The 20,410-nt window shown below is 64.3% G+C and carries 17 protein-coding genes; all 17 read right to left on the bottom strand.

Going from position 1 to position 20,410, the window contains the following annotated elements; genetic code table 11:
- Positions 1-13: 13 nt before the first annotated feature.
- The 17 genes from ABT375_RS17800 to nirB all read right to left on the bottom strand — a co-directional run bounded on the left by ABT375_RS17800 (position 14) and on the right by nirB (position 20,252).
- Positions 14-934, bottom strand: a complete 921-nt coding sequence (locus ABT375_RS17800) for an alpha/beta hydrolase (protein WP_416464935.1) — start codon at positions 932-934, stop codon at positions 14-16.
- Positions 934-1,365 (bottom strand): hypothetical protein, encoded by a 432-nt coding sequence (locus tag ABT375_RS17795; protein ID WP_416463524.1) that lies wholly within the window; start codon positions 1,363-1,365, stop codon positions 934-936. Before ABT375_RS17795 ends, ABT375_RS17800 begins: the two co-directional genes overlap by 1 nt.
- Positions 1,362-2,270: an alpha/beta hydrolase gene (locus ABT375_RS17790; protein ID WP_416463523.1), complete on the bottom strand. Its 909-nt coding sequence runs from the start codon at positions 2,268-2,270 to the stop codon at positions 1,362-1,364. The genes ABT375_RS17795 and ABT375_RS17790 overlap by 4 nt, the downstream gene beginning before the upstream one ends.
- Before the next feature lie 12 nt (positions 2,271-2,282).
- Complete coding sequence (locus tag ABT375_RS17785; protein WP_416463522.1) at positions 2,283-3,599, bottom strand: family 1 glycosylhydrolase; 1,317 nt, start codon at positions 3,597-3,599, stop codon at positions 2,283-2,285.
- A gap of 13 nt (positions 3,600-3,612) precedes the next feature.
- A complete protein-coding gene (locus tag ABT375_RS17780) occupies positions 3,613-4,464 on the bottom strand; it encodes an alpha/beta hydrolase (RefSeq protein WP_416463521.1) in 852 nt (283 codons plus the stop codon).
- Positions 4,465-4,539: 75 nt separating this feature from the next.
- Entirely contained in the window at positions 4,540-6,819 is a 2,280-nt protein-coding gene (locus ABT375_RS17775) for a TonB-dependent receptor (protein ID WP_416463520.1), read from the bottom strand.
- A gap of 38 nt (positions 6,820-6,857) precedes the next feature.
- Positions 6,858-7,691, bottom strand: coding sequence for a fumarylacetoacetate hydrolase family protein (locus ABT375_RS17770; RefSeq protein WP_416463519.1), 834 nt, complete (start codon positions 7,689-7,691; stop codon positions 6,858-6,860).
- 88 nt (positions 7,692-7,779) lie between these two features.
- Entirely contained in the window at positions 7,780-8,670 is an 891-nt protein-coding gene (locus tag ABT375_RS17765) for a VOC family protein (RefSeq protein ID WP_416463518.1), read from the bottom strand.
- Positions 8,667-9,098: a GlcG/HbpS family heme-binding protein gene (locus tag ABT375_RS17760; RefSeq protein WP_261935307.1), complete on the bottom strand. Its 432-nt coding sequence runs from the start codon at positions 9,096-9,098 to the stop codon at positions 8,667-8,669. Before ABT375_RS17760 ends, ABT375_RS17765 begins: the two co-directional genes overlap by 4 nt.
- A complete protein-coding gene (locus tag ABT375_RS17755) occupies positions 9,095-10,594 on the bottom strand; it encodes a bifunctional 3-(3-hydroxy-phenyl)propionate/3-hydroxycinnamic acid hydroxylase (protein ID WP_416463517.1) in 1,500 nt (499 codons plus the stop codon). The genes ABT375_RS17760 and ABT375_RS17755 overlap by 4 nt, the downstream gene beginning before the upstream one ends.
- 16 nt (positions 10,595-10,610) lie before the next feature.
- Positions 10,611-11,846, bottom strand: coding sequence for an amidohydrolase family protein (locus ABT375_RS17750; protein WP_416463516.1), 1,236 nt, complete (start codon positions 11,844-11,846; stop codon positions 10,611-10,613).
- Between the two features lie 80 nt (positions 11,847-11,926).
- Entirely contained in the window at positions 11,927-12,823 is an 897-nt protein-coding gene (locus ABT375_RS17745) for a LysR family transcriptional regulator (RefSeq protein ID WP_416463515.1), read from the bottom strand.
- Positions 12,820-13,812 (bottom strand): threonine ammonia-lyase, encoded by a 993-nt coding sequence (locus tag ABT375_RS17740; protein WP_416463514.1) that lies wholly within the window; start codon positions 13,810-13,812, stop codon positions 12,820-12,822. Before ABT375_RS17740 ends, ABT375_RS17745 begins: the two co-directional genes overlap by 4 nt.
- 180 nt (positions 13,813-13,992) lie before the next feature.
- The gene (cobA, locus tag ABT375_RS17735; RefSeq protein ID WP_416463513.1) at positions 13,993-14,793 is read right to left on the bottom strand and encodes a uroporphyrinogen-III C-methyltransferase; all 801 of its coding nucleotides are present in this window, start codon (positions 14,791-14,793) and stop codon (positions 13,993-13,995) included.
- Complete coding sequence (locus ABT375_RS17730) at positions 14,780-17,389, bottom strand: molybdopterin-dependent oxidoreductase (protein ID WP_416463512.1); 2,610 nt, start codon at positions 17,387-17,389, stop codon at positions 14,780-14,782. Before ABT375_RS17730 ends, cobA begins: the two co-directional genes overlap by 14 nt.
- Complete coding sequence (gene nirD, locus ABT375_RS17725) at positions 17,386-17,727, bottom strand: nitrite reductase small subunit NirD (protein WP_224548475.1); 342 nt, start codon at positions 17,725-17,727, stop codon at positions 17,386-17,388. The genes ABT375_RS17730 and nirD overlap by 4 nt, the downstream gene beginning before the upstream one ends.
- Complete coding sequence (nirB, locus tag ABT375_RS17720) at positions 17,724-20,252, bottom strand: nitrite reductase large subunit NirB (protein WP_416463511.1); 2,529 nt, start codon at positions 20,250-20,252, stop codon at positions 17,724-17,726. Before nirB ends, nirD begins: the two co-directional genes overlap by 4 nt.
- Positions 20,253-20,410 lie beyond the last annotated feature (158 nt).

Genomic DNA, 20,410 nt, shown 5'->3' with positions numbered 1-20,410 from the left:
ATCCTTGCGAAAATCAGCGCGTGCCGAGCAGGCCGCGCATGTCCATCCAGGCGAGGAATTCGGGCAGGAGCATCGCCGTCGTCGTCCCCGGCCGACCCGCACCGAAACCATGATCGCCCCGTTCAAAGGCATGGAGTTCGACCGGCCGCTTCGCCCTGCGCCAGGCTTCGACGATGCCGAAGCCCTGCTTGGCGAACAGGCCGTCATCCATCGCGATAGCATTGAACATGGGCGGCGCATCGGCGGGCACCGCGATGTCGATCATGGGGCCGTAGATATAGCCGATAAAGGCGGGACGTTGGTCGCCCTTGCCCTCCAGCGCCGCGTTCAGCGTCGTCATGGCACCCGCCGAAAAGCCGATCATGCCAATCCGCGCCGGATCGACATGCCAATCCGCAGCGCGGCTGTGGATGATGGCAAGCGCTTGCAACGCATCCTGCGTGGCGCGGGGTTCCTTGACCTCCGGCGTCGCGTTGGACTGCGCAGCGGCCGAGAAACGCTGCCCCATTACGCCCAGGAAAGCCTGATCGTCGCGCGGCGTTTCGTTGAGACGATATTTCAGCACGAAGGCGGCGACGCCATGGTCGGCCAGCCAGCGCGCGATATCGCTGCCTTCGCCCGTCATCGACAGCGACAGGAATGCACCGCCGGGCGCGACCACTACCGCCGCGCCGGTCGCCTTGGCGGGATCGGGCAGATAGGGCGTAATGGTCGGGCGCACGACGTTGCGAACCATGATATTGTCGATGCTGTTCGCGCCGATCCGAACATGCATGCTCGACCATTGCTCGTCGTTGCCAGCCTTCACTGCGGGCTGGTCCGGATAGAGCGCGATCGCCCCCTCCTGCCCCTGCGACGGAACCGTTTCCATGCGCACGTCCTGCGCCATCGCGGGCGTGGCGAGCATCAGCGCCAGCGTCATCATAGAACGGATCATCGGGTCATCCTCTTGAGAGCCAGGGTTGTTATGAGGGCGCCCAGCGATCCGCCGTAGAGCAATTTCAGCGCCAGTGCCTGTCCCCAGCCGATAGGCGGTAGAGCGGCAGCGTCGGTCGCCCAGGCCAGCAGACCGCCGAGCACCGCGCCACCGATTGCAAAGCCGAACGCGCGCAGGAGGATGGTGCGGACCGATATGGCCAGCCCAAGCCGCTTGCGTGCGATCAAAGACGGGACGAGCGCGCTCATGAGTGCAACGGCGATGCTCTGCGGCACGAAGTCGAGGCTCAGCGCATCGGGTGCGCCCCAGGTGAGCGGGCGCGCAACCATCCCGACAATGCCGAGGAAGAAGGCCAGGCTGAGGGTCGCATTGATCGCAAAGCCGATGCCGGCCTCGCGCGCGATCGGCAAGGCCGGCGCGGCGCTCATTGCGCGGCCTTCGCGTTCAGCAGTCCGCGCATGTCCAGCCAGGCCTGGAATTGCGGCAACACGCCCATGGTCGTCGTACCAGGCTTGCCCGTGCCAAAGCCATGGTCGCCACGTTCATAGGCGTGCAGTTCGACCGGCACATGGGCGCGGCGCCAGCTTTCGACCAGGCCGTAGGAGGGATTGGGGAAGAGGCTGTCGTCATTGGCGATGGCGGCGAACATGGGCGGCGCATCGGCCGGCACCTCGCGCGCCAGCATGGGGCCATAGACATAGCCGATGAAGGATGGGCGATCGCTCCCCTTCCCTTCCAGCGCTGCGTTGAGCACAGTCATCGCACCGGCGGAGAAACCGATCATGCCTACACGCTGCGGATCGACGCCCCATTTGCCGGCGCCGGCGCGCACCAGCTTGAGTGCCGCCAGCGCATCCAGCGTTGCGCGCGGTTCAGTGATTCCCGGCGCGGCAGTCGGATCGCGCAGCGACTCCGCCATGCGCTTGCCCATATAGGCGGACGCTTCGCCGATGTCGGCGGGGGTCTGGTTCAGCCGATATTTCAGGACGAAGGCGGCGATGCCGTGATCGGCGAGCCAGCGCGCGACGCTCCAGCCCTCATGATCCATCGCCAGCAGCATGAAGGCGCCGCCGGGCGCGACCACCACCGCCGCCCCGGTCGCCTTGGCGGGATCGGGCAGGACAGGCGTGATGGTCGGCACGGTGACATTGCGCACCGCCAGATCCTTACCGAAACGCACCCAATTTTCGGTCGATCCTTTGGGTGCCTTCATGTCCGGATAGAGTGGAATGGCGTTCGGATCGGCGGGGGCTTCGGCGGGAACCGGCGTCGGCATCTGGGCGATGGCGGGAACCGCGAGTACAAGGGCGACAGCGGCGGCGATACGCTTCATGTCTTTCTCTCCTTAGACCGCATTGCGGCTGGCGATCGCGCCATAGACGGCGGCGCTTGGTTTGGCGGTGCGGGCGAAGGTGACCGGATCGACGCTGTGCAGGCCGAACTTGACCTTATAGCCGAATATCCATTCGAAATTGTCGAGCAACGACCAGTGGCAATAGCCCAGCACCGGCACGCCGTCGTCCATCGCCTTCTTGAGTTCGGCGAGCGCCGCGGGGATGAATGTGGCGCGGATGGTGTCGTCGGTCGTGCCGACGCCATGTTCCGACACCAGGATCGGCACGCCTGTCGCTGCATGGGCGTAGCGGACCGCGCCCGCGAGCGAGGGCGCCCAGACTTCGGTGCCAGACCAATTGACGATCGAACCGGCGGGCGTCGGCAGACGACCCTTGTCGCCCCAGAGCGCGCGCTCGTAATTCTGAACGCCCATGAAGTCGTCGGCCTTGGCGATGTCCAGCCAGTTGCCATACAATTCCTTCCGCATCCGGTCGCGCATCGAATTCCTGCCGACCGCCTGATCATCCATCAATGCAAGAGAGAAGCCGACAGGCAGGTCGGGACGTACCGCCTTGATCGCGGCCTTGCCCGCTTTGTGTGCCGCCTCCAGACCGGCCTGCAACGCTGGTAGATCCTCGACCCCGGCGACATTGGCGGCGACGAATTTCGGCACGCCCAGGCGCTTGGCCGCGGTTTCCAGCGTGAGTTTCTGGATGTCCCACACCTGCGGCGGCAGCATGGGCTTCAAAAGCAGCAGGATATTGGGTTCGTTGAAGGTGATGGCGCTGGCGATCCCCTGCCCCAGCGCGCGCATCGCCTTGTCGCAATAGCGGGCGAACAACTGCGCGCTTTCCGGGTTGGTCCAGCCGCCCTGCGCGCTGAACCAGCGCGGCGCGGTGAAATGGCTGAAGGTCACGATCGGCGCCAGACCGCGCTGGAGGCAACCGTCGATGATCGCCTTGTAATGGGCCAGCATCGCTTGGGAGAAGAGGCCTTTCTCCGGCTCGATCCGCGCCCATTCGATGCCGAAGCGATAGGCATTGAGGCCCATGCCCTTGACCAGATCCAGGTCGGTTTCCCACAGTTCGAAACTGTTGCAGCTATCGCCCGATGGTTCGGCGAAGACGGTCGGCTGCTGGTTTTCGATAAACCACAGGTCGCTGGCGATGTTGTTGCCCTCGATCTGGTGCGGCGCGGTGGCGACGCCCCAATAGAAGCCCTTGGGGAAGCCGGGGCTGGCGGCCGCCTTGCGCGCGGCCATAGCGGGAGCGGCCATCATGGCCCCGGTGGCGATTCCGGTCGCGAGCAGCGTCCTGCGATCGAGCATCTGTTTCTCCTGATTATGATTTGGTGGTTTCGCGCACGAAAGCGCAGATTTCGTCCGATAGCCGCCGGTCGGCGGTGCCAAGGTGCATGGCCATGCTGTAATGGTTATGGCCCGAATGGATGAAGGCCCGCGGCATGGCGCCGTGGCGGGTGAGGCGATCCCGCATCAGCCCCAGAAACTCGGCCTGAAAGCGCGGCGGATCGAACTCGGCGCAGGCCAGGAACAGGGGCAGGCTGGTGGAGGCGACCGCATCCAGCGGCATCCGGTCGGGATAGAGCGCCGGGTCGTCATAATAATATGTGTCGCGCTCATCGAGCGGCGTGTAGCCGTAGAGACCTGAGAGCAGGATTGCGGCGCGAATATCGCGGACGCCGGCCAGTTTCAGATAGCCCGCCACATGCACCGAACCGGCGGACGTGCCCATCAGCACGATCCGCTCCGGATCGCCGCCATACTGCGCCGCATGCGCCTTGAGCCAGGCGACGACGGCCGCGACATCTTCCGATCCGGCAGGCCAGACATTGTCCGGTGCGAGGCGATAGTTGATGACGCCCCCCACAAACCCGGCCTGTGCCGCCATGCGACCGACATTTGCGTTGGGCCAGGCATCGACGCCGCCCTTGTCGCCCTTGAGGAAGCCGCCGCCGTGGACGAAGACGAGGACGGGCGCCAGATTGCTGCCCTGCGGCCGATACAGGTCGAGGCGATGTCGCTCATGCGGCCCATAGGCGATATCCGCGACCGTCACCGGCACCTGCTCGCGCAGGGCGGATTGGTCGGCATCGAACAGGGCGCGACATTGCGCGAGAACGTCCGGGCCAAGGTGGGTGCCCATGGCGGCGATCGATTGTCTGATCTGGTTCATTCCCGCATCCCTGACCGCCACGATTGACAAAAAAGAGGCAGGGCGGCGTCACCTGCGCCGCCCTGCCTTATCGCATCAGAATTTGGCGTCGAAGCTGATACCGACCTGACGGAAGGACTGCGGACCGTAGATGGCGCCAATATTCTGCTCTCCGCTATCGGTGGTATAGGGAAAACTGCTCTGCATCAGCGAGGGCTCGTGCACGTCGAACAGGTTGCGGCCGAACACCGCGACGCTGTAGCGATTATCCTCGGTACGGACGCCGATGCGACCGCCGACCAGCCAGTGCGAACGGAAGGTGGTTTCGCTGTTCGAATTGGCTTCATAGCGGACCCGCGACTTCCAGACCGTATCCGCGGCCAGGAAACCGTTGAAGCGGCTGGTGACAGGCACTTCATATTCGCCAGACAGGGTGAACTTATATTTCGGGGCATAGGCCAATTGGCTGCGGCCGATGTCAGTCCCATCAGTGCCGATAAAGCCCTTCGGATAGGTCGCCTTGGCATAGATGAAGCCGGTATTCAAAGACAGGCCGTCGAACACCTTGCCGAAGAAGTTGATTTCCGCGCCGCGGGACTTCACGCCATCGATGTTGGTCTGCACGCAGGAGATGACCGCTGTGCTATCGACCGTGCATTGTTGCGCCTGGAAGTTCTTGATCTTCTGATAGAAGACGCTGAGATCCGCCACCCAGCCGCCGAACAGGGTGCTCTTGAGCCCCGCTTCATAGGCCATCGGAATTTCCGGCAGCACGACGAACGGCTGGAGCGGGGCCGACGGGGTTGCGATCTGGCCCCCTTTGAAGCCGCGCGATGCGGTCGCATAGACCATCGTCCGCTGGTCGAGGTCATATTGCGCACCCAGACGCCACGAGAATTTCTGAACGTCGAGGACCGTCCTGGTGAACGGATCGGCGGGAGTCGCATAGTTATAATAGTCGAGCGACAGGCGGTCGGTGGTGTAGCGACCACCGGCGATCAGGCGCAGGCTGGGCGACAGATGGAAGGTGCCCTGACCGAAGAAGGCGAGCGATTCGTCCTTGATTGCGACGTCGGCGCCAGGATTCCGCACGATGGGAATGACGAAGCCGGGGAACGGCACGACCGAGACCGACAGGGTTTCGGGATCGCGCAACTGCTTCTGGTTCGAATAGAAGGCGCCGAGCGTATATTCCAGGAACTGGTCCGCAGGCGAAGACACCCGGAATTCCTGCGTGAACAGGCTGAGCCGACGATTCACGGCGCCATTGCCGACCTGCAGTTCCAGCGGCTCGCCGCGGAACACGTCGGTCGCTGCGCCAAAGCCGGTCTCGTTCGATTTGCGATAGGCGGTGACGGAGGTCAGTGTGAACGGATCGGCTTCATAATCGATCTGAAGCGAACCGCCGTAATTTTCCGAACGACCGACATAGGCACTGCTGGAGCAATAGTTGCGATTGCCCTCGCCCGGCGTCACACCGCAGCTTGCAAGGCGCGCCGTAATGCCTTGGCCATCCTGGAGCAGGCCGCCCAGTGCCGTGCCCGGTCCGCTGGTCTTGACGAAGGTAAAGAAGTCGCCGCCATTTTCAGCCCGGCTCTTGCTATAGTCGCCGATCAGGTTGACGGTCAGCCGCTCGGTCGGTTCCCAGAGCAGGCGACCGCGCAGACCATAACGGTCATTGTCGTTGTAGTTACCAGTCAGTGTATTGCGGTTGACGCCCTGGCGCAGGTTGGTGACGCCCGACACACGAATGGCCGCGTTCGACGCCAGCGGGATGTTGACCACGCCCTGAATCACCTGATTGCCGAATTTGGAACCGGCAGTGCCGGCATCCGACAATTCGGTGCGGACGCGCGCAGAAAAGCCGTTGGGATCGGGCGCGTTGGTGGTGATATTGATGACACCGGCCGAGGTGGTGAGGCCGAAGAGCGTGCCCTGCGGCCCCTTGAGCACTTCGATCCGCGACACGTCGAACAGGTCGGAGATGTTGGCATTGCCTTGGCTCACCTGATCGACGACGACGCCGACCGAAGCGACCGCGCCGGCCGAGAAAGTCTGGGTCCCGATGCCACGGATCGCGCCGCCGCCGCCGGTATTCTGGCCGGGCGCCTGCTGGATTTCCAGCGACGGCGCGATGCGGCTGAGGTCGTTGACCGTATTGACCTGCTGCCGTTCCAGTTGGGCCTGGTTGGCGACGGTGATGGAAATGGGTACCTCCGTCACCTTCTCGGCCTTGCGCTGAGCGGTGACGATGATGTCCGAATTGGCGTCGGGCGCCGCCTGCTCAGGCGCAGCAGCATCCTGGGCCATGGCGGGCGCCGTCAGCGCGATGACACTGGCACTGGCGAGCGCCGCGATCGAAATGAAGTTACGCATATATATTCCTCCCCTTCTTATGATTGGGTCGTTCAGGCTTATTGTTCGTCGATGATGCGGTTGGTGAGCGTACCGATGGCGCCGATGGCGACTTCCACCTTGTCGCCGGCTTTCATGTAGAGCGGCGGGGTGCGCTTATCGCCGACGCCGCCGGGGGTGCCGGTGGCGATGACGTCGCCGGGGGCGAGCGGCGTGAAGGCGCTGATATATGCAATGACCGTGGGGATATCCCAGATCATGTCGGCGATCGGCTGATCCTGAACCAGTTCACCGTTGAGGCGGGTCTGGACTCGGAGCGCGCCAAGGTCTTCGATTGCGTCCGCCGTCACCAGCGCGGGGCCGAAACCGCCGGTGCCGGGGAAGGTCTTGCCAGGCGTGAACTGGATATTGTGACGCTGCCAGTCGCGCGCGGACCCGTCGTTGAAACAGGCATAGCCCGCGACATAGGCCCAGGCGTCGGCGGCGGCGACCTTGTGGCACGGCTTGCCGATGACGACCGCCAGTTCGCCCTCATAATCGAATCGCTCGGTCACGCGGGGCTTCACCAGCGGCTGGCCGTCGGCGACCAGACTGTCGGCATAGCGCACGAAGATCGCGGGATGCGCCTTCTGCTCGCGGCCGGTTTCCTTGACATGTTCGGCATAGTTCAAGCCGACGCACAATATCTTGGCAGGATCGGGGATGACCGGCAGCAGCACGACATCGGCGGCGGCGAAGGACGCGCCGTCGGCCAGCATCGACAGGCTGCCGTCGCTCAGCGCCGCCTTCAGGCTGGGCGTCGCATCGGTCGCCAGTTCCACGATCGTCTCGCCATCCTGGCGACCGAAGCTGGGGGTGCCATCGGGGCGGCGGAAGCTTACAAATCGGGTCACGTCTCTGTCTCCTCTACCGCGCGGGGCGGCCTTCAATCCTGTCGTTCCGAGCAGCGCGCCGCCAAGCGCGGCGAGCGCGATGCGGCGGTCAAGCGTCAAGCGGCGCGGCCTCCCAGTCGCGGCGGTGGCGGAATTTCTCCTCGGCGGCGCGCAGGCCGCCGAAATCCTTGTCGGACATGCCCCACTGGTCGATCCGCTTTTCGGGCCAGGTCCAGTCTTCGGGCGCGCCGGCCTGATAATCGTCGGGCACCTTGTTCACCGCGGTCGAAAATTCGATGACCGGGCCGAAGGGGGCGATGAAATAGGCGAAGACATTGGCGCCAGGGCCATGACGGCCCGGACCCCAGGCCGGGGCCATGTCCTGATCGCGCAGGCGACCGATGCCGCGCATCACCGCGTCCAGATCCTCCATCTCAAAGGCGATATGGTTGAGCGACGCGAAGCCTGCGCGGGCAAAAGCGGTCGAATGATGCGAGTTGTTGCAGCGCACGAAGACCATGCCCTTCGTCCGGTCCGACACGCGGAAGCCCAGCGCATCCTGGACCAGATGGCCGGTCGCTTCGGCGTCAGCGCTGTTGAAGACGACATGGGTGAGCTTGACCGGCAGGTCATGCCCTTCGATCGGCGCCACTTCCGCCGCGTCGACCAGAAAGCGCAGCAGTTCACCCTCGGCCAGTTCGACGATGATGCCGTGGCCGCCGCCCAAATCATCAGAAGTGGCGGGCGCGGCGGTCAAGCCCGCTGCGCTGACCGCGCGCTTGAGCTGCTCCAGCCGGTCGGCGGTGCAGACGAAGGTGGTCGAGCGGACATAGCTGTCGGCCGATTCCTCCAGCGCCACCAGATAGGGGAAGCTGCCCGATCCGCGCAGATAATGGATATTGCCGACGACGCCCGCCGGCGCCATGCCCCAAATGTCGGTCATGAACGCGGCGGCGTCCGCCGCGCCGGGCATCGCCAGTTCGATGCTGCGTAATTTCATTGCACGTCTCCGTGGGAAAGGCCGGCGGCGAGGATACCGGCTATGGCGCAGGCTTCGTCGCAATCGCCGGTGTCGCCGCTGATCCCGACGGCGCCGATCACCGTTCCTTCCACGTCACGGATCAGCACGCCGCCGGGCGACAAAGCGAGCCGACCACCGGTGGCGGCGACGACGCTCTGAAAGAATAGGGGGTTGGCAGCAGCGCGCACGGCCAGAAGCCGGGTGTCCGCCCCCATGCCCAGCGCGCCTGTGGCCTTGGCCTTCGCTATGTCAAAGCGGAACAGGCTGGCGCCATCCTCGCGCACGGTGGCAACAGGGTGCGCACCCGCGTCCAGCACGACCAGGGCAAGCGGCTGCGCGCCATCGGCACGGGCCTTGTCCAGCGCTGTGTCGATAATCGTGCGCGCCTGGGCGAGAGTAAGGCTCATGCGGCAATCTCCTGTCGAGGGACGCCGGCGATCAGAGCGGCGCGGCGGGCGATGAGGTCCGACGGCTTGCCGGTGCCGAAGACATAATGGTCGGGCCGGACCAGCACGGCGTCCGCGTTGCGATCGGCCAGCCAGGCGGCGATCGCGCCCTGGTCGTCCAGTCGCGCGAGGTCGATGACGGTCAGGTCGGCCCTGTCGATCGGGGTCCGGGTGAAGAGACGCCAGCCGCCGCCCGTCACGTCGTCGAGCAGCCGGTTGCCGACGCGCGGCTGGATGAAGCGTTCGCCAGCGCCCGGCGTATCGCCGGCGATGATACCAGTGGCGATGGCGGGGATCAGGTCGGCGGCGGTGCCATGTTGCGCACCCTTGGCGGCTTCGCGCATCGCCGCATCGCGCTCGGCGGCCGCCTGCGGGTCAAGCATACAGATATAGCGGCCCGCGCCCACGGCGGCGGCGATGACGGCGCGAACATGGGGATCGCGTTCAGGCTGGTAGCTGTCGAGCAAGGCGTCGGGTGCATGGTCCTTCAGCACTGCTTCCAGTTTCCAGGCGAGGTTCGCGACATCGCGCAGGCCATGGCACATGCCCTGCCCGAAAAAGGGCGGCGTCTGGTGCGCGGCATCGCCGGCCAGGAAGACGCCGCCCATCCGCCACCGCTCGGCGATCAGTCCATGAAAGCGATAGGTCGCCGCGCGCACCACCTTGTGCGGAACCCCGGAGAGATAGGGTGCGACAAGGGCAGCGACCGCACCGGGCGCCATCATCGCCTGATCGTCTTCGCCCGGCAGCAGCATGAATTCCCAACGGCGGTGATTGCCGCGCCCCGGCACGATCGTCGCCGGGCGTTCGGGATCGCACATCATCACCGACAGCTTTTGCAGGTCGGCGGCGTCGGGGACGCCCCACAGGTCGGGGAAGCGCACCGGGCCATCGACTTCGGCATCGACCACCAGCCAGGGCTCTTCGAAATCCAGATCGTCAAGGCGGACGTCCAGCGCCTTGCGCACCGCGCTGCGCGATCCGTCGCACGCGATGACATAGCGGGCCTGCTCCGCCTGGCCACCCGACAGGCGCAGCGTGACGCCGCTTTCATCCTGTTCCAGCCCTTCAAATGCGACACCGAGTTGGACAGTTATATTGGGATAATCCGCCAGCGCCTCGCGGAGATGATCCTCCAGTTCGGGCTGGTAGAAAAAATAGTCGTTGGACCAGCTAAACGGGCGCGCCCGACCGACCGTCCCCATATAGCGGATGACGCCATGATCGGCGCCTACATGCAGATGGCCTTCGGTGTCGCGCATGTCGCTCGCCACCCGATCGATCACGCCGGCCGACTGGAACAGCCGCATCATTTCATGGTCCAGATGGACCGCGCGGGGCAGCGGATAGGGATGCGCCTCCTGCTCGATCACCAGGACAGACAGGCCGGATTTGCCCAGTAAATTGGCCGCAAAGGCCCCCACCGGCCCGCAGCCGATGATCGCAACGTCGAACATGGTAGCGTCTTTCCGGTCAGGCGGTCACGGGCTGCGCTGCGGGGGATTTATGCATCCGCCCGCCCAGCATGATCATCTTGATATGATTGGCATCCTGCATGATGCGGACATCCTGCGTCGGGTCGCCGTCGATCAGCAGCAGGTCGGCCAGATAACCCGGCTTCACCTGTCCAACTGGCTGTCCCATGAGCTGCCCGCCCAGCATGGTCGCGGCGCTCAATGCCTCGGCCGGGGTGAAGCCATAATAGGTGACGAAATGCTCCAGGTCGCGGGCGTTGCGGCCATGGGGATTGAACGGAAAGCCATAGTCGCCGCCGGGCAGGATACGTACGCCCCGCGCCTTCAGCTTGGGAACCAGGACTTTCTCCAGTTCCAGACGCTCGGCCGCGCTGGCCTTCATGGAACTCATGTTGATATGCGGCGGCGGCGAGGCTTCCAGCGCGGCGATCGAGACGCCGGGGCCGGGAGCGTAGAAGATGTCGTCCTTCTTTGCCGCCATCGCGTCGATCGCGGCATCGTCGGCGAAGGAGCAATGATAGAGGATGCGCGCACCCGCTTCGAGCGCGAGGGTGATGGCGCGGGGCGAATAGGCGTGGGTGGCGATCCACAGCCCTGCATCCCTGGCGGCTTCGCCAGCCGCCAGCATTTCCGCGTCGGTGTATAGAATGTCGCCCGACGATCCGGGCTTCAGCGCGTCTTCGCCGGAAATGACGAGCTTGAGCGACTTCACCCCTTCCGCTGCGCAATAGGCGACGAAGGCGCGCATCGCGTCGGGACCGCGGCCGTTGAACACGTCTCCGGTTTCGACCCCTTCCTCACCTTCGGGGCTGCGCTCCAGCGTCGAAGGAACGAGACGGGGACCGGGGGTTTCGCCCGCTTCGATCGCGCGGGCCAGTTCGGGCTCGATCTGGTCGCCCAGCGCGCCGGCCGAATAGAGGCTGGTATAGCCATGGTCGAGCAGCACCCGGGCATTGCGCCAGGCGGCGACCTTCAGCTCTTCGGGCGGCAGGATGAACTGGTGATAGATTTTCTCGATCGAGCTGCCCCAGGTGAGATGGGTATGGGAATCGACCATGCCGGGCATCAGCGTGCCGCCCTGACCGTCGATCACATTGTCCGCTTCGACCGCGGCGATGGCGGCGTCGTCATGCAGGACGGCTGCGATCCTGTCATCTTCTATGACCACCGCTCCGGCGACCGGGGCGCTGCCCGTACCGTCGAAGATAGCGATGTTGCGGATGATGTGCCGCACGATGGTCTCTCCCGAAAGCTCTTGTTGGGACGCTTATGCGTTGCTTTCGAACCAAAGAAAAATAATGATTTTTGCGAACGTCATAGTCTGGAGCTATGAATAAGAACGTCGAGCAGCGCATCGCCCAGTCGGGACAGCCGCCCGCCTGCCAGCATCCGCACGCCGATGCTGCGTGGAAAGGCGGCTTCCTCGATGGTGATGGCGCGCAGTACGCCAATCGACAGTTCGGCTGACGCGACCTGCATCGGCAAGATGGTGACGCGCTGGCTGCCCCGCACCATCGCCTTGGTGGTGAGCAGGGAATCGCAGCGGATTATGTCCTGCGGCACGGGAATGTCGGCGGCCATGAACAGGGCGTCCACCTGCCGGCGGAAAGCGCCGCGCGCTTCGGGCAAGACCCAGCGCATCAGCGCAGTGTCGCGCAACGACAGGCTGGCGGGGAGATGGTCGTTCTGCTTGCCCACGATCAGGGCGAAGGGATCGCGGGAGAAAGTCCGCTCCTCTATGCCCTCCGGCGGTTCGTCGATGCCGGTGGTGACGAAGGCGAGTTCGATGTCGCCCCGATGGAGCATCGCGGCCAGATCATGGTCGGGCCGCTCCACGACATGCAGCGCGAAGCGGCCGATCCGCGCCTCCAGCCGGTGTACCGCGTCGGGCAACAGGCTGACCAGCGCGCCGGGTGTGCCGCCGATCCGCAACGGTCCGACAATGCCGCGGCTGGCGAGTTGCACTTCCGCCTGCACATCGGCGAGAAGGCTGTCCATCGCCTCGGCGCGGCGGAGCAGCGCCTGCCCTTCCGGCGTGAGCCGGATCCCGCTACGCGAGCGTTCGAACAGCGAGACGCCCAGCGACTGCTCCAGTTGCGCGATGGCATTCGACACCGACGGTTGCGAAATGTTGAGCGCACGCGCGCCGCCGCTGATGCTGTTGGCGCGGCACACCGCCAGGAAGGTGCGGATCGCGCGCGGGTCGATCATGCCGGACCACTGCCGATGATCGCCGTATAGGCTGCGGGATCGACATTGCTGCCGGACAGCAGGACGACACTCGCGCCATCGCACGACGGCGCGAGGTCATGGAGCATCGCCGCCAGCGCGACCGCCCCGCCCGGCTCCACCACCAGCTTGAGCGTGGAAAAGGCAAAGCGCATGGCGTCGCGCACCTGATCGTCGCTGACGACGAGTCCGCCGGACAGCAGCGCCCGGTTGATCGGGAAGGTCATCACGCCGGGACTGGGCGCCATCAGCGCGTCGCAGATGCTGCGGGCGTCCGGCGCTATGTTTTCGCGCACGCCGCTGGCGAGCGACCGGGCGGTATCGTCGAAATCGGCGGGTTCTACGGTATAGACGGCGATAGCAGGCGCACGCGCCTTCACCGCCGTCGCGATGCCAGCGGTCAGGCCGCCGCCGCCGCAACAGACGAGAATCTGGCCGATGATGGCCCCCGCCTCCGCGGCCTGGTCGAGGATTTCAAGGCCAGCCGTCCCCTGCCCTGCGATGATGAAAGGATCGTCGAAGGACGGCACGAGCGTCGCGCCCCGGCTTCGCGCCAGCGCGGTGGCGATTTCTTCGCGACTTTCGCTGTGGCGGTCATAGGTGACGACCTCCGCCCCCAGCGCGCGGGTATTGACCAGTTTGATCGCGGGTGCATCGGCGGGCATCACGATGGTCGCCGGCATGGCGAGCAGTTGGGCCGCAGCGGCTACGCCCTGGGCGTGATTGCCCGACGACCAGGCAACGACGCCGGCCGCCCGCTGCTGCGCGTCAAGGCGGGCGAGGCGGTTGTAAGCGCCGCGGAACTTGAAAGATCCGGTACGCTGCGCCCCTTCGAACTTCAGCAGGACACGGCGGCCCAGCCGGTCGTTGAGCGCATGATTTTCCAGCAGCGGCGTGCGCACCGCCGCAGGGGCGATGACGCGCGCGGCGTCGATGATGGCCTCGATCGTGACGGCGGGCTGTCGGTCCATGCGCTACTCCTGCTTTGGCCCAAGGCTTTAGCTGCGGGCCGGGCCAGGGAGAAGCGGCAACTTAGGATCTATTGCCATCTTGCGAGGACTCGCTTTCCGGCACCCTGTCGGCGCGGGGCCAGACCCCGTCCGGCCGTCATTGCCGTACAGGATGTTCGGGCGCCGTAGCGATTTCCATTGCTATAAGACGGCAGGATGAGCTTCGAGGGCAGCGGCAGGCACAGTGGCATCCGCATGAGCCACCGCCTCCCCGATCAGTATGAGCGCGGGCCGATCTTCTGCAAATGCAGACGCAACGAGCGGCAGCAGATCGAGCCGGGTGCGTAGTCGCCGTTCGTCAGGCAGCGACGCGTCACAAGTGATGAGGACGGGCGTTGCCCCAGGCAATCCTGCCTTGATCAGCGCCTGGCTCAGTTCAGGCGCGGCGTCTCTACCCATGTAGACGGCAAGCGTACAGGCAGGGTCAGCCAATGCGTTCCAATCCAAATCCAATGCCTGCCCTCTACGGCTATGCGCCGTTATCAACTGAACACGGCGCGCCACCCCCCTCAGCGAAAGGGAGATGCCAGCCGAAGCGGCGACCGCACTGGCGGCAGTTATGCCCGGACAGATGCGCACGCTGGCACCTACAGCGCGCAGAGCGGCTATCTCCTCTGTCGCGCGCGCAAATATCGCGGGGTCGCCTCCCTTCAACCGCACAATCCGCTTCCCTGCCAGCGCAGCAGAAACGAGCATCTCGTCTATCGTTCGCTGGTCCTTGGAATGACGTCCCGAACGTTTTCCTACGCTGACCCGCTCTACGCCCATCGGAATCAGGTCGAGGACGGCCGGGCCGACCAGTGCGTCATAGAAGACGATCTGCGCCGCCGCGATAAGCTTTTCCGCCTTACGGGTCAGAAGGTCCGGGTCGCCCGGCCCGGCACCGACCAGCCAAACCTCACCCGGCGCGATCAAGTCATCGGACAGATCATTCTGCTGCATGGAGCGTCTCCTGGGTGGCTTGATTCAGGATGTTGGCAAGTGCGGGGCGGCAAGAACCGCAATTCGTCCCCGCGCCGAGCGCCTTGCCAATGGCCGGGACGTCCACCAGCGCCTGCTCGCGAATGGCCGCGACGATCTGATTGAGGCCGATATCGAAACAGACGCAGATGGTTGCGCCCTTGTCCGGTTGGCTGCCGGGACCGCGCGCGGCGAGAACTGAGCCACCCACCCCTTCCGCCTCCAGTTGCCGGATAAGCCAGTCGCGCGATGGCAGCAGGCCCGTGCGCGTCACCATCATCACCCCGCCCAGCCGACCTTCACTAATGGTGGCAATGCGACGTGTGCCACGCGACGCATCCATGGCTTCGACCCGGTCTCCCTGCGGCATAAGCCCTTCCAGTCGCGCCGGGTCGCCATTGCCCGCAAGTTCGTACAGCGCCCCGCCCGGCACGGTGATACGCGTTGCCCACAGGCATTGCGGCCGCACCGGCTCATCGCCACGCAGGATCAGGAAGCCCCGCCATTGCGTCGTCACCCGTTCAATGCTGGCGGGCGTAGATTTGAAGCCGGGTTGACCGGAATGCGGATCGACCAGCGGACGGGCCAGCAGTCCGGTTCGCCCGCCGCTCGCATTTTGATCGGTCCAGTGGATAGGCGTGAAAATCTCACCTCGCCTTTGCCCCTCACTCAATGCCACGCGAAAAATGCTTTGACCTTGCGCCGTCCGCACCTGCGCCAGATCGCGGTCGGCGATACCCAGCGCCGCTGCGTCGTCAGGATGGATTTCGACCATCGGTTCTTCGCGATGCCGCGCCAGCTTGGGCGACAGACCCGTGCGACTCATCGTATGCCACTGGTCGCGATACCGTCCGGTGTTGAGCGTCATCGGCCATGCCTTGAGCGGTTCTGCCACAGTCATCTGCCTGGTCAGAACCAGCCGCGCCTTGCCATCGGCTGTCGGAAACCGGCCATCCGCGAAGGGCGCGCCACCCCAGCGAAAGGGCTGCATCGCGTCATAGGCTTCATTGCCCATGGCGGCCTGAGAACGCAGGTTCAACAATCGCTGCCCGTCATTCTGGTAGGCCGTCAGGCGTGCGTGTTCGCGCCAGATTTCCGCCGGGCGATCATAGGCAAAGGCATTGCGCCAGCCCATGCGGCGCGCGACCTCCTTGATGATCCACCAGTCGGGCCTGGCCTCGCCCGGCAATGGCAGAAAGGGACGCTGACGGCTGACGGTACGATCCGAATTCGTCACGGTGCCGTCCTTTTCCCCCCAACCGGCGGCCGGAAGGCGGACATGGGCGTGCGCGCTGCTGTCCGTATCCGCCATTATGTCCGACACGACCACAAACGGGCATGACGCCATCGCTTCGCGCACACGGCCCGCATCGGGCAGCGATATGGCGGGGTTGGTCGCCATCACCCACAACGCCTTGATCCGGCCTTCATCCATCGCTCGGAACAGGTCGACCGCCTTCAGACCCGGCTTGGTCGCCATGTTCGGCGCCGCCCAGAAGCGGCCGACCCGCGCCACATTGTCGGGCGCAAAATCCATATGCGCGGCAAGGGTCGAGGCAAGGCCACCGACTTCCCGGCCGCCCATCGCATTGGGCTGACCCGTAATCGAAAAGGGAGCGGCCCCAGCTTTGCCTATGCGGCCGGTAGCGAGATGAACGTTGATGATCGCGTTGACCTGATCGGTGCCGCGGATCGACTGATTGATGCCCTGGCTAAACAATGTGACGGTGCGCGGCGTTGCGGCAAACAGTTCGAAAAATTGCTGCAGCACGGCCGGTGCAAGGTCGCACGTCTTCGCCGTGGTCCACAGGTCATGCCCGGACCGGACATGCTCCCAAAAGCCCTCGGGCATATCTACGTGCCGCTGCATGAATGTCGGATCGGTGCCACCATGCCGGTCACACCAGGCAAGCAGTCCGTTCATCAATGCCACGTCCGTGCCTGGCTTTACCGCCAGATGCAAATCCGCCCCTTCGCACGTTTCCGTGCGGCGCGGATCGATCACCACCAGCTTCGTCCCCCGCGCCGCGCGGGCAGCCTGTATCCGCTGATAGACGATGGGATGGCACCAAGCCGTATTGGAGCCGACCAATATGATCAGGTCCGCCTCGTCCAGGTCCTCATATCGGGCAGGCACCACATCCTCGCCAAATGCGCGGTTATGCCCGGCGACCGCACTGGACATGCAAAGGCGGGAATTGGTGTCGATGTTGCCCGAACCGATGAAGCCCTTCATCAGCTTGTTCGCGACATAATAGTCCTCGGTCAACAACTGGCCCGAAACGTAGAAGGCGACGCTATCCGGACCATGGCGCGCGATCGTTTCGCGAAAGCGCTTGGCGACCAGATCGAGCGCCTTGTCCCAGCTTGCCCGCTTGCTGCCGATGACAGGATGAAGCAGTCGTCCGGTCAGCGCCACGGTTTCGCCCAGATGCGTGCCCTTCGAGCAGAGCCGCCCGGCATTCGCCGGATGCGCCTCATCCCCCCGAATGGCGACCGAGCGCGCCCCCAGAGGCGTCGCCGCAATGCCGCAGCCGACGCCGCAATAGGCGCAGGTGGTGCGGATCGCTTCGGTCATGCCGCCCGCTTGTCCATCACGGCCGACCGCAGCAGGAAGATGCGGCCTGCATCGACCTTGAGCGGAATCACAGGCACGCAACCCTTGTCCTCGCCCAGAGCCTCTCCCGTCTTCAGCGAGATGTGCCAGCTATGCAGCGGGCAGGTGACGACGCCGCCATGAACAATGCCCTGCGACAACGGGCCATGCTTGTGCGGGCAGCGATTGACCAATGCATGAAAGTCACCCGTCAGCGTGCGAAAGATCGCGATCTCGTCGCCGCCACGCACCGGCAAGGTTCGCGCGTTGCCGGGCGTGATCTGATCCACGGAACCGATGTCGAGCCAATCGCCAATCATCCTACCATCTCCATCGGCCGCACTTCGGCGATATGTTGGTGCAACTCGCCATGCGCGCCGTCAGCACGCTCAGCCCAGGGATCATCCTGGCTGAAGCTTTGTGAATACAGGAAACGGCAACGCAGTGCTTCGCGACCAGCACCATCCTCAACGATCCGCTGTTTGACATAGTCGACGCCGACCCGCTCGATCCAAGGCGCCGTGCGCTCCAGATAGCGGGCTTCCTCGCGATAGAGCTGAATGAAGGCGGCGCAATAATCCATCGCCTCCTGCTCCGTCGTGACCTTGCAGAGCAGGTCGGTGACGCGGACGTGAATCCCGCCATTGCCCCCGACATGCAGTTCATAGCCTGAGTCCACGCACACGACACCGAAGTCCTTGATCGTCGCCTCCGCGCAATTTCGCGGACAGCCCGACGCCGCGATCTTGAACTTGTGGGGCATCCATGACCCCCAGGTCATCCGCTCGATCTTGACGCCAAGGCCGGTCGAATCCTGCGTGCCGAAGCGGCACCATTCCGACCCTACGCAGGTCTTTACCGTCCGCAGCGACTTGCCATAGGCATGGCCGGACACCATCCCCGCGGCGTTCAGATCTGCCCAGACGGCTGGCAGATCCTCCTTCTTGATTCCAAAAATGTCGAGCCGCTGGCCGCCAGTCACCTTGACCATCGGCGCGTTGAATTTTTCAACCACGTCGGCGATCGCACGCAACTCGCGCGGGTTGGTAAGGCCGCCCCACATCCGCGGCACCACGGAATAGGTGCCATCCTTCTGGATATTGGCGTGCATCCGTTCATTGACGAAACGGCTCCGCTGGTCATCGACATAGTCGCCCGGCAACGCGCAGAGCAGATAATAGTTGAGCGCCGGGCGGCAGGACGAGCAACCATCAGGAGTCGACCAGTGCAGCTTCTGCATCACCTCAGGGATCGAACGCATATCCTGCGCCACGATTTCGCGGCGGACATCGTCATGGCCGAAGCTGGTGCATTTGCACATGGTTTTGGGGCCGGACTGGACATCGTCGCCCAGCACCACGGCCATCAGATTTTCCACCAACCCGGTGCAGCTGCCACAACTCGCCGACGCCTTGCATCCCGCACGCACCGCATCCAGGCTACATGCGCCCTGTTCGATGCAGGCCACGACCTGGCCCTTGCTGACGCCGTTGCAGCCGCATATCTCGGCATCGTCCGAGAGCGCCGCAACGGCCGCCTTAGGGTCCAGTGCGCCCCCTCCCGAGGCGAAGGCTTGGCCGAAAATCAGCAGGTCGCGGATATCTGCCACATCCTCCTGCTTCCTGAGCAAGTCGAAATACCAGCCGCCATCCGCGGTATCGCCATACAGCACTGCGCCGACGACCTTGTCGTCCTTCACGACAACGCGCTTATATACGCCGCGAGATGCGTCGCGCAGGACGATATCCTCGCACCCTTCGCCACCAGAGAAATCGCCGGCGGAAAAAACGTCCAGCCCTGCAACCTTGAGCTTGGTCGATGTGACGGAACCTTTATACCCGCTATGCCGGTCGGTCAGTCCATCGGCCAAACTGCGGCACATGTCCCACAGCGGTGCGACGAGACCGTAAACATTGCCGTCATGCTCGACACATTCACCGACCGCCAGAACGTCCGCGTCGCTGGTGACCATATGATCGTCGACCTTGATGCCCCGTCCGACATCAAGGCCCGCTTCTCGCGCCAGTGCTACCGAAGGCCGGATTCCGACCGCCATCACGACCAGACTGGCGGGAATGTCGCGGCCACCCTTCAGGCGGACGCCCTCGACCTTGCCCTCGCCATAGATTTCCGCCGTATCGGCGCCTGTCAGCACGGTCTGCCCCCGCCCTTCCAGCGCGCTCTTGAGGAGCCAGGCGGCCGCTTCGTCGAGCTGGCGTTCCATCAGCGTGGGCATGATGTGCAGCACGGTCACATTCATACCGCGCAAAGTCAGGCCATGCGCCGCCTCCAATCCCAACAGTCCGCCGCCGATCACGACGGCGCTGCCTCCCCCCGATGCCTTGCCCGCTTGCGCTGCGGCCAGCATCGTGTCGACATCCTTCATGTCGCGAAAGCTGATGACGCCGGGCAGGTCCTTGCCGGGCACAGGAATGATGAACGGATCGGAGCCGGTCGCAATCAACAGCTTGTCATAGCCAATGGTGCGGCCGGCCTGGCTGGTAACGGTCTTGGCGACCCGATCGATCGCAGTTACCGGATCGCCCACGATCAGATCGATTCCATTGTCATCATACCAGGCACGACTGTTGATGATAATGTCATCGAACGTCTTTTCCCCGGCGAGCACCGGCGAAAGCATGATGCGATTATAATTCACATGGGGTTCGGCCCCGAAGATGGTGACGCGATAACGTCCCGCATCTCGTGCCAGCAATTCCTCCACCGCGCGGCAGCCGGCCATGCCGTTACCCACGACCACCAGATGCTCCCGGACATCGTCCATCGGGACGAGGACATTATCCTCGCTGCTCGTCACCGGCCCCAAACCGTCCTGCAATTCCATCCCCGTGACTCCAGAAAACAAAAAAGCCGCCATTCTGGCCTCGGTTAAAAACCGAAGTCAGAATGGCGGCTTTGCCATCATATGTGCCTAGCTGGTTCGTCGCTGAACCGGATCGGCTATGTGAAGAAGGACATCCTTGTCCTTTGCAGCGCAGCATA

The sequence above is a fragment of the Sphingomonas sp. VDB2 genome, from assembly GCF_047946695.1.
In the GTDB taxonomy this organism is placed as follows: Bacteria; Pseudomonadota; Alphaproteobacteria; order Sphingomonadales; family Sphingomonadaceae; genus Sphingobium; species Sphingobium bisphenolicum.
This window is presented reverse-complemented; position numbering and strand designations above follow the sequence as displayed.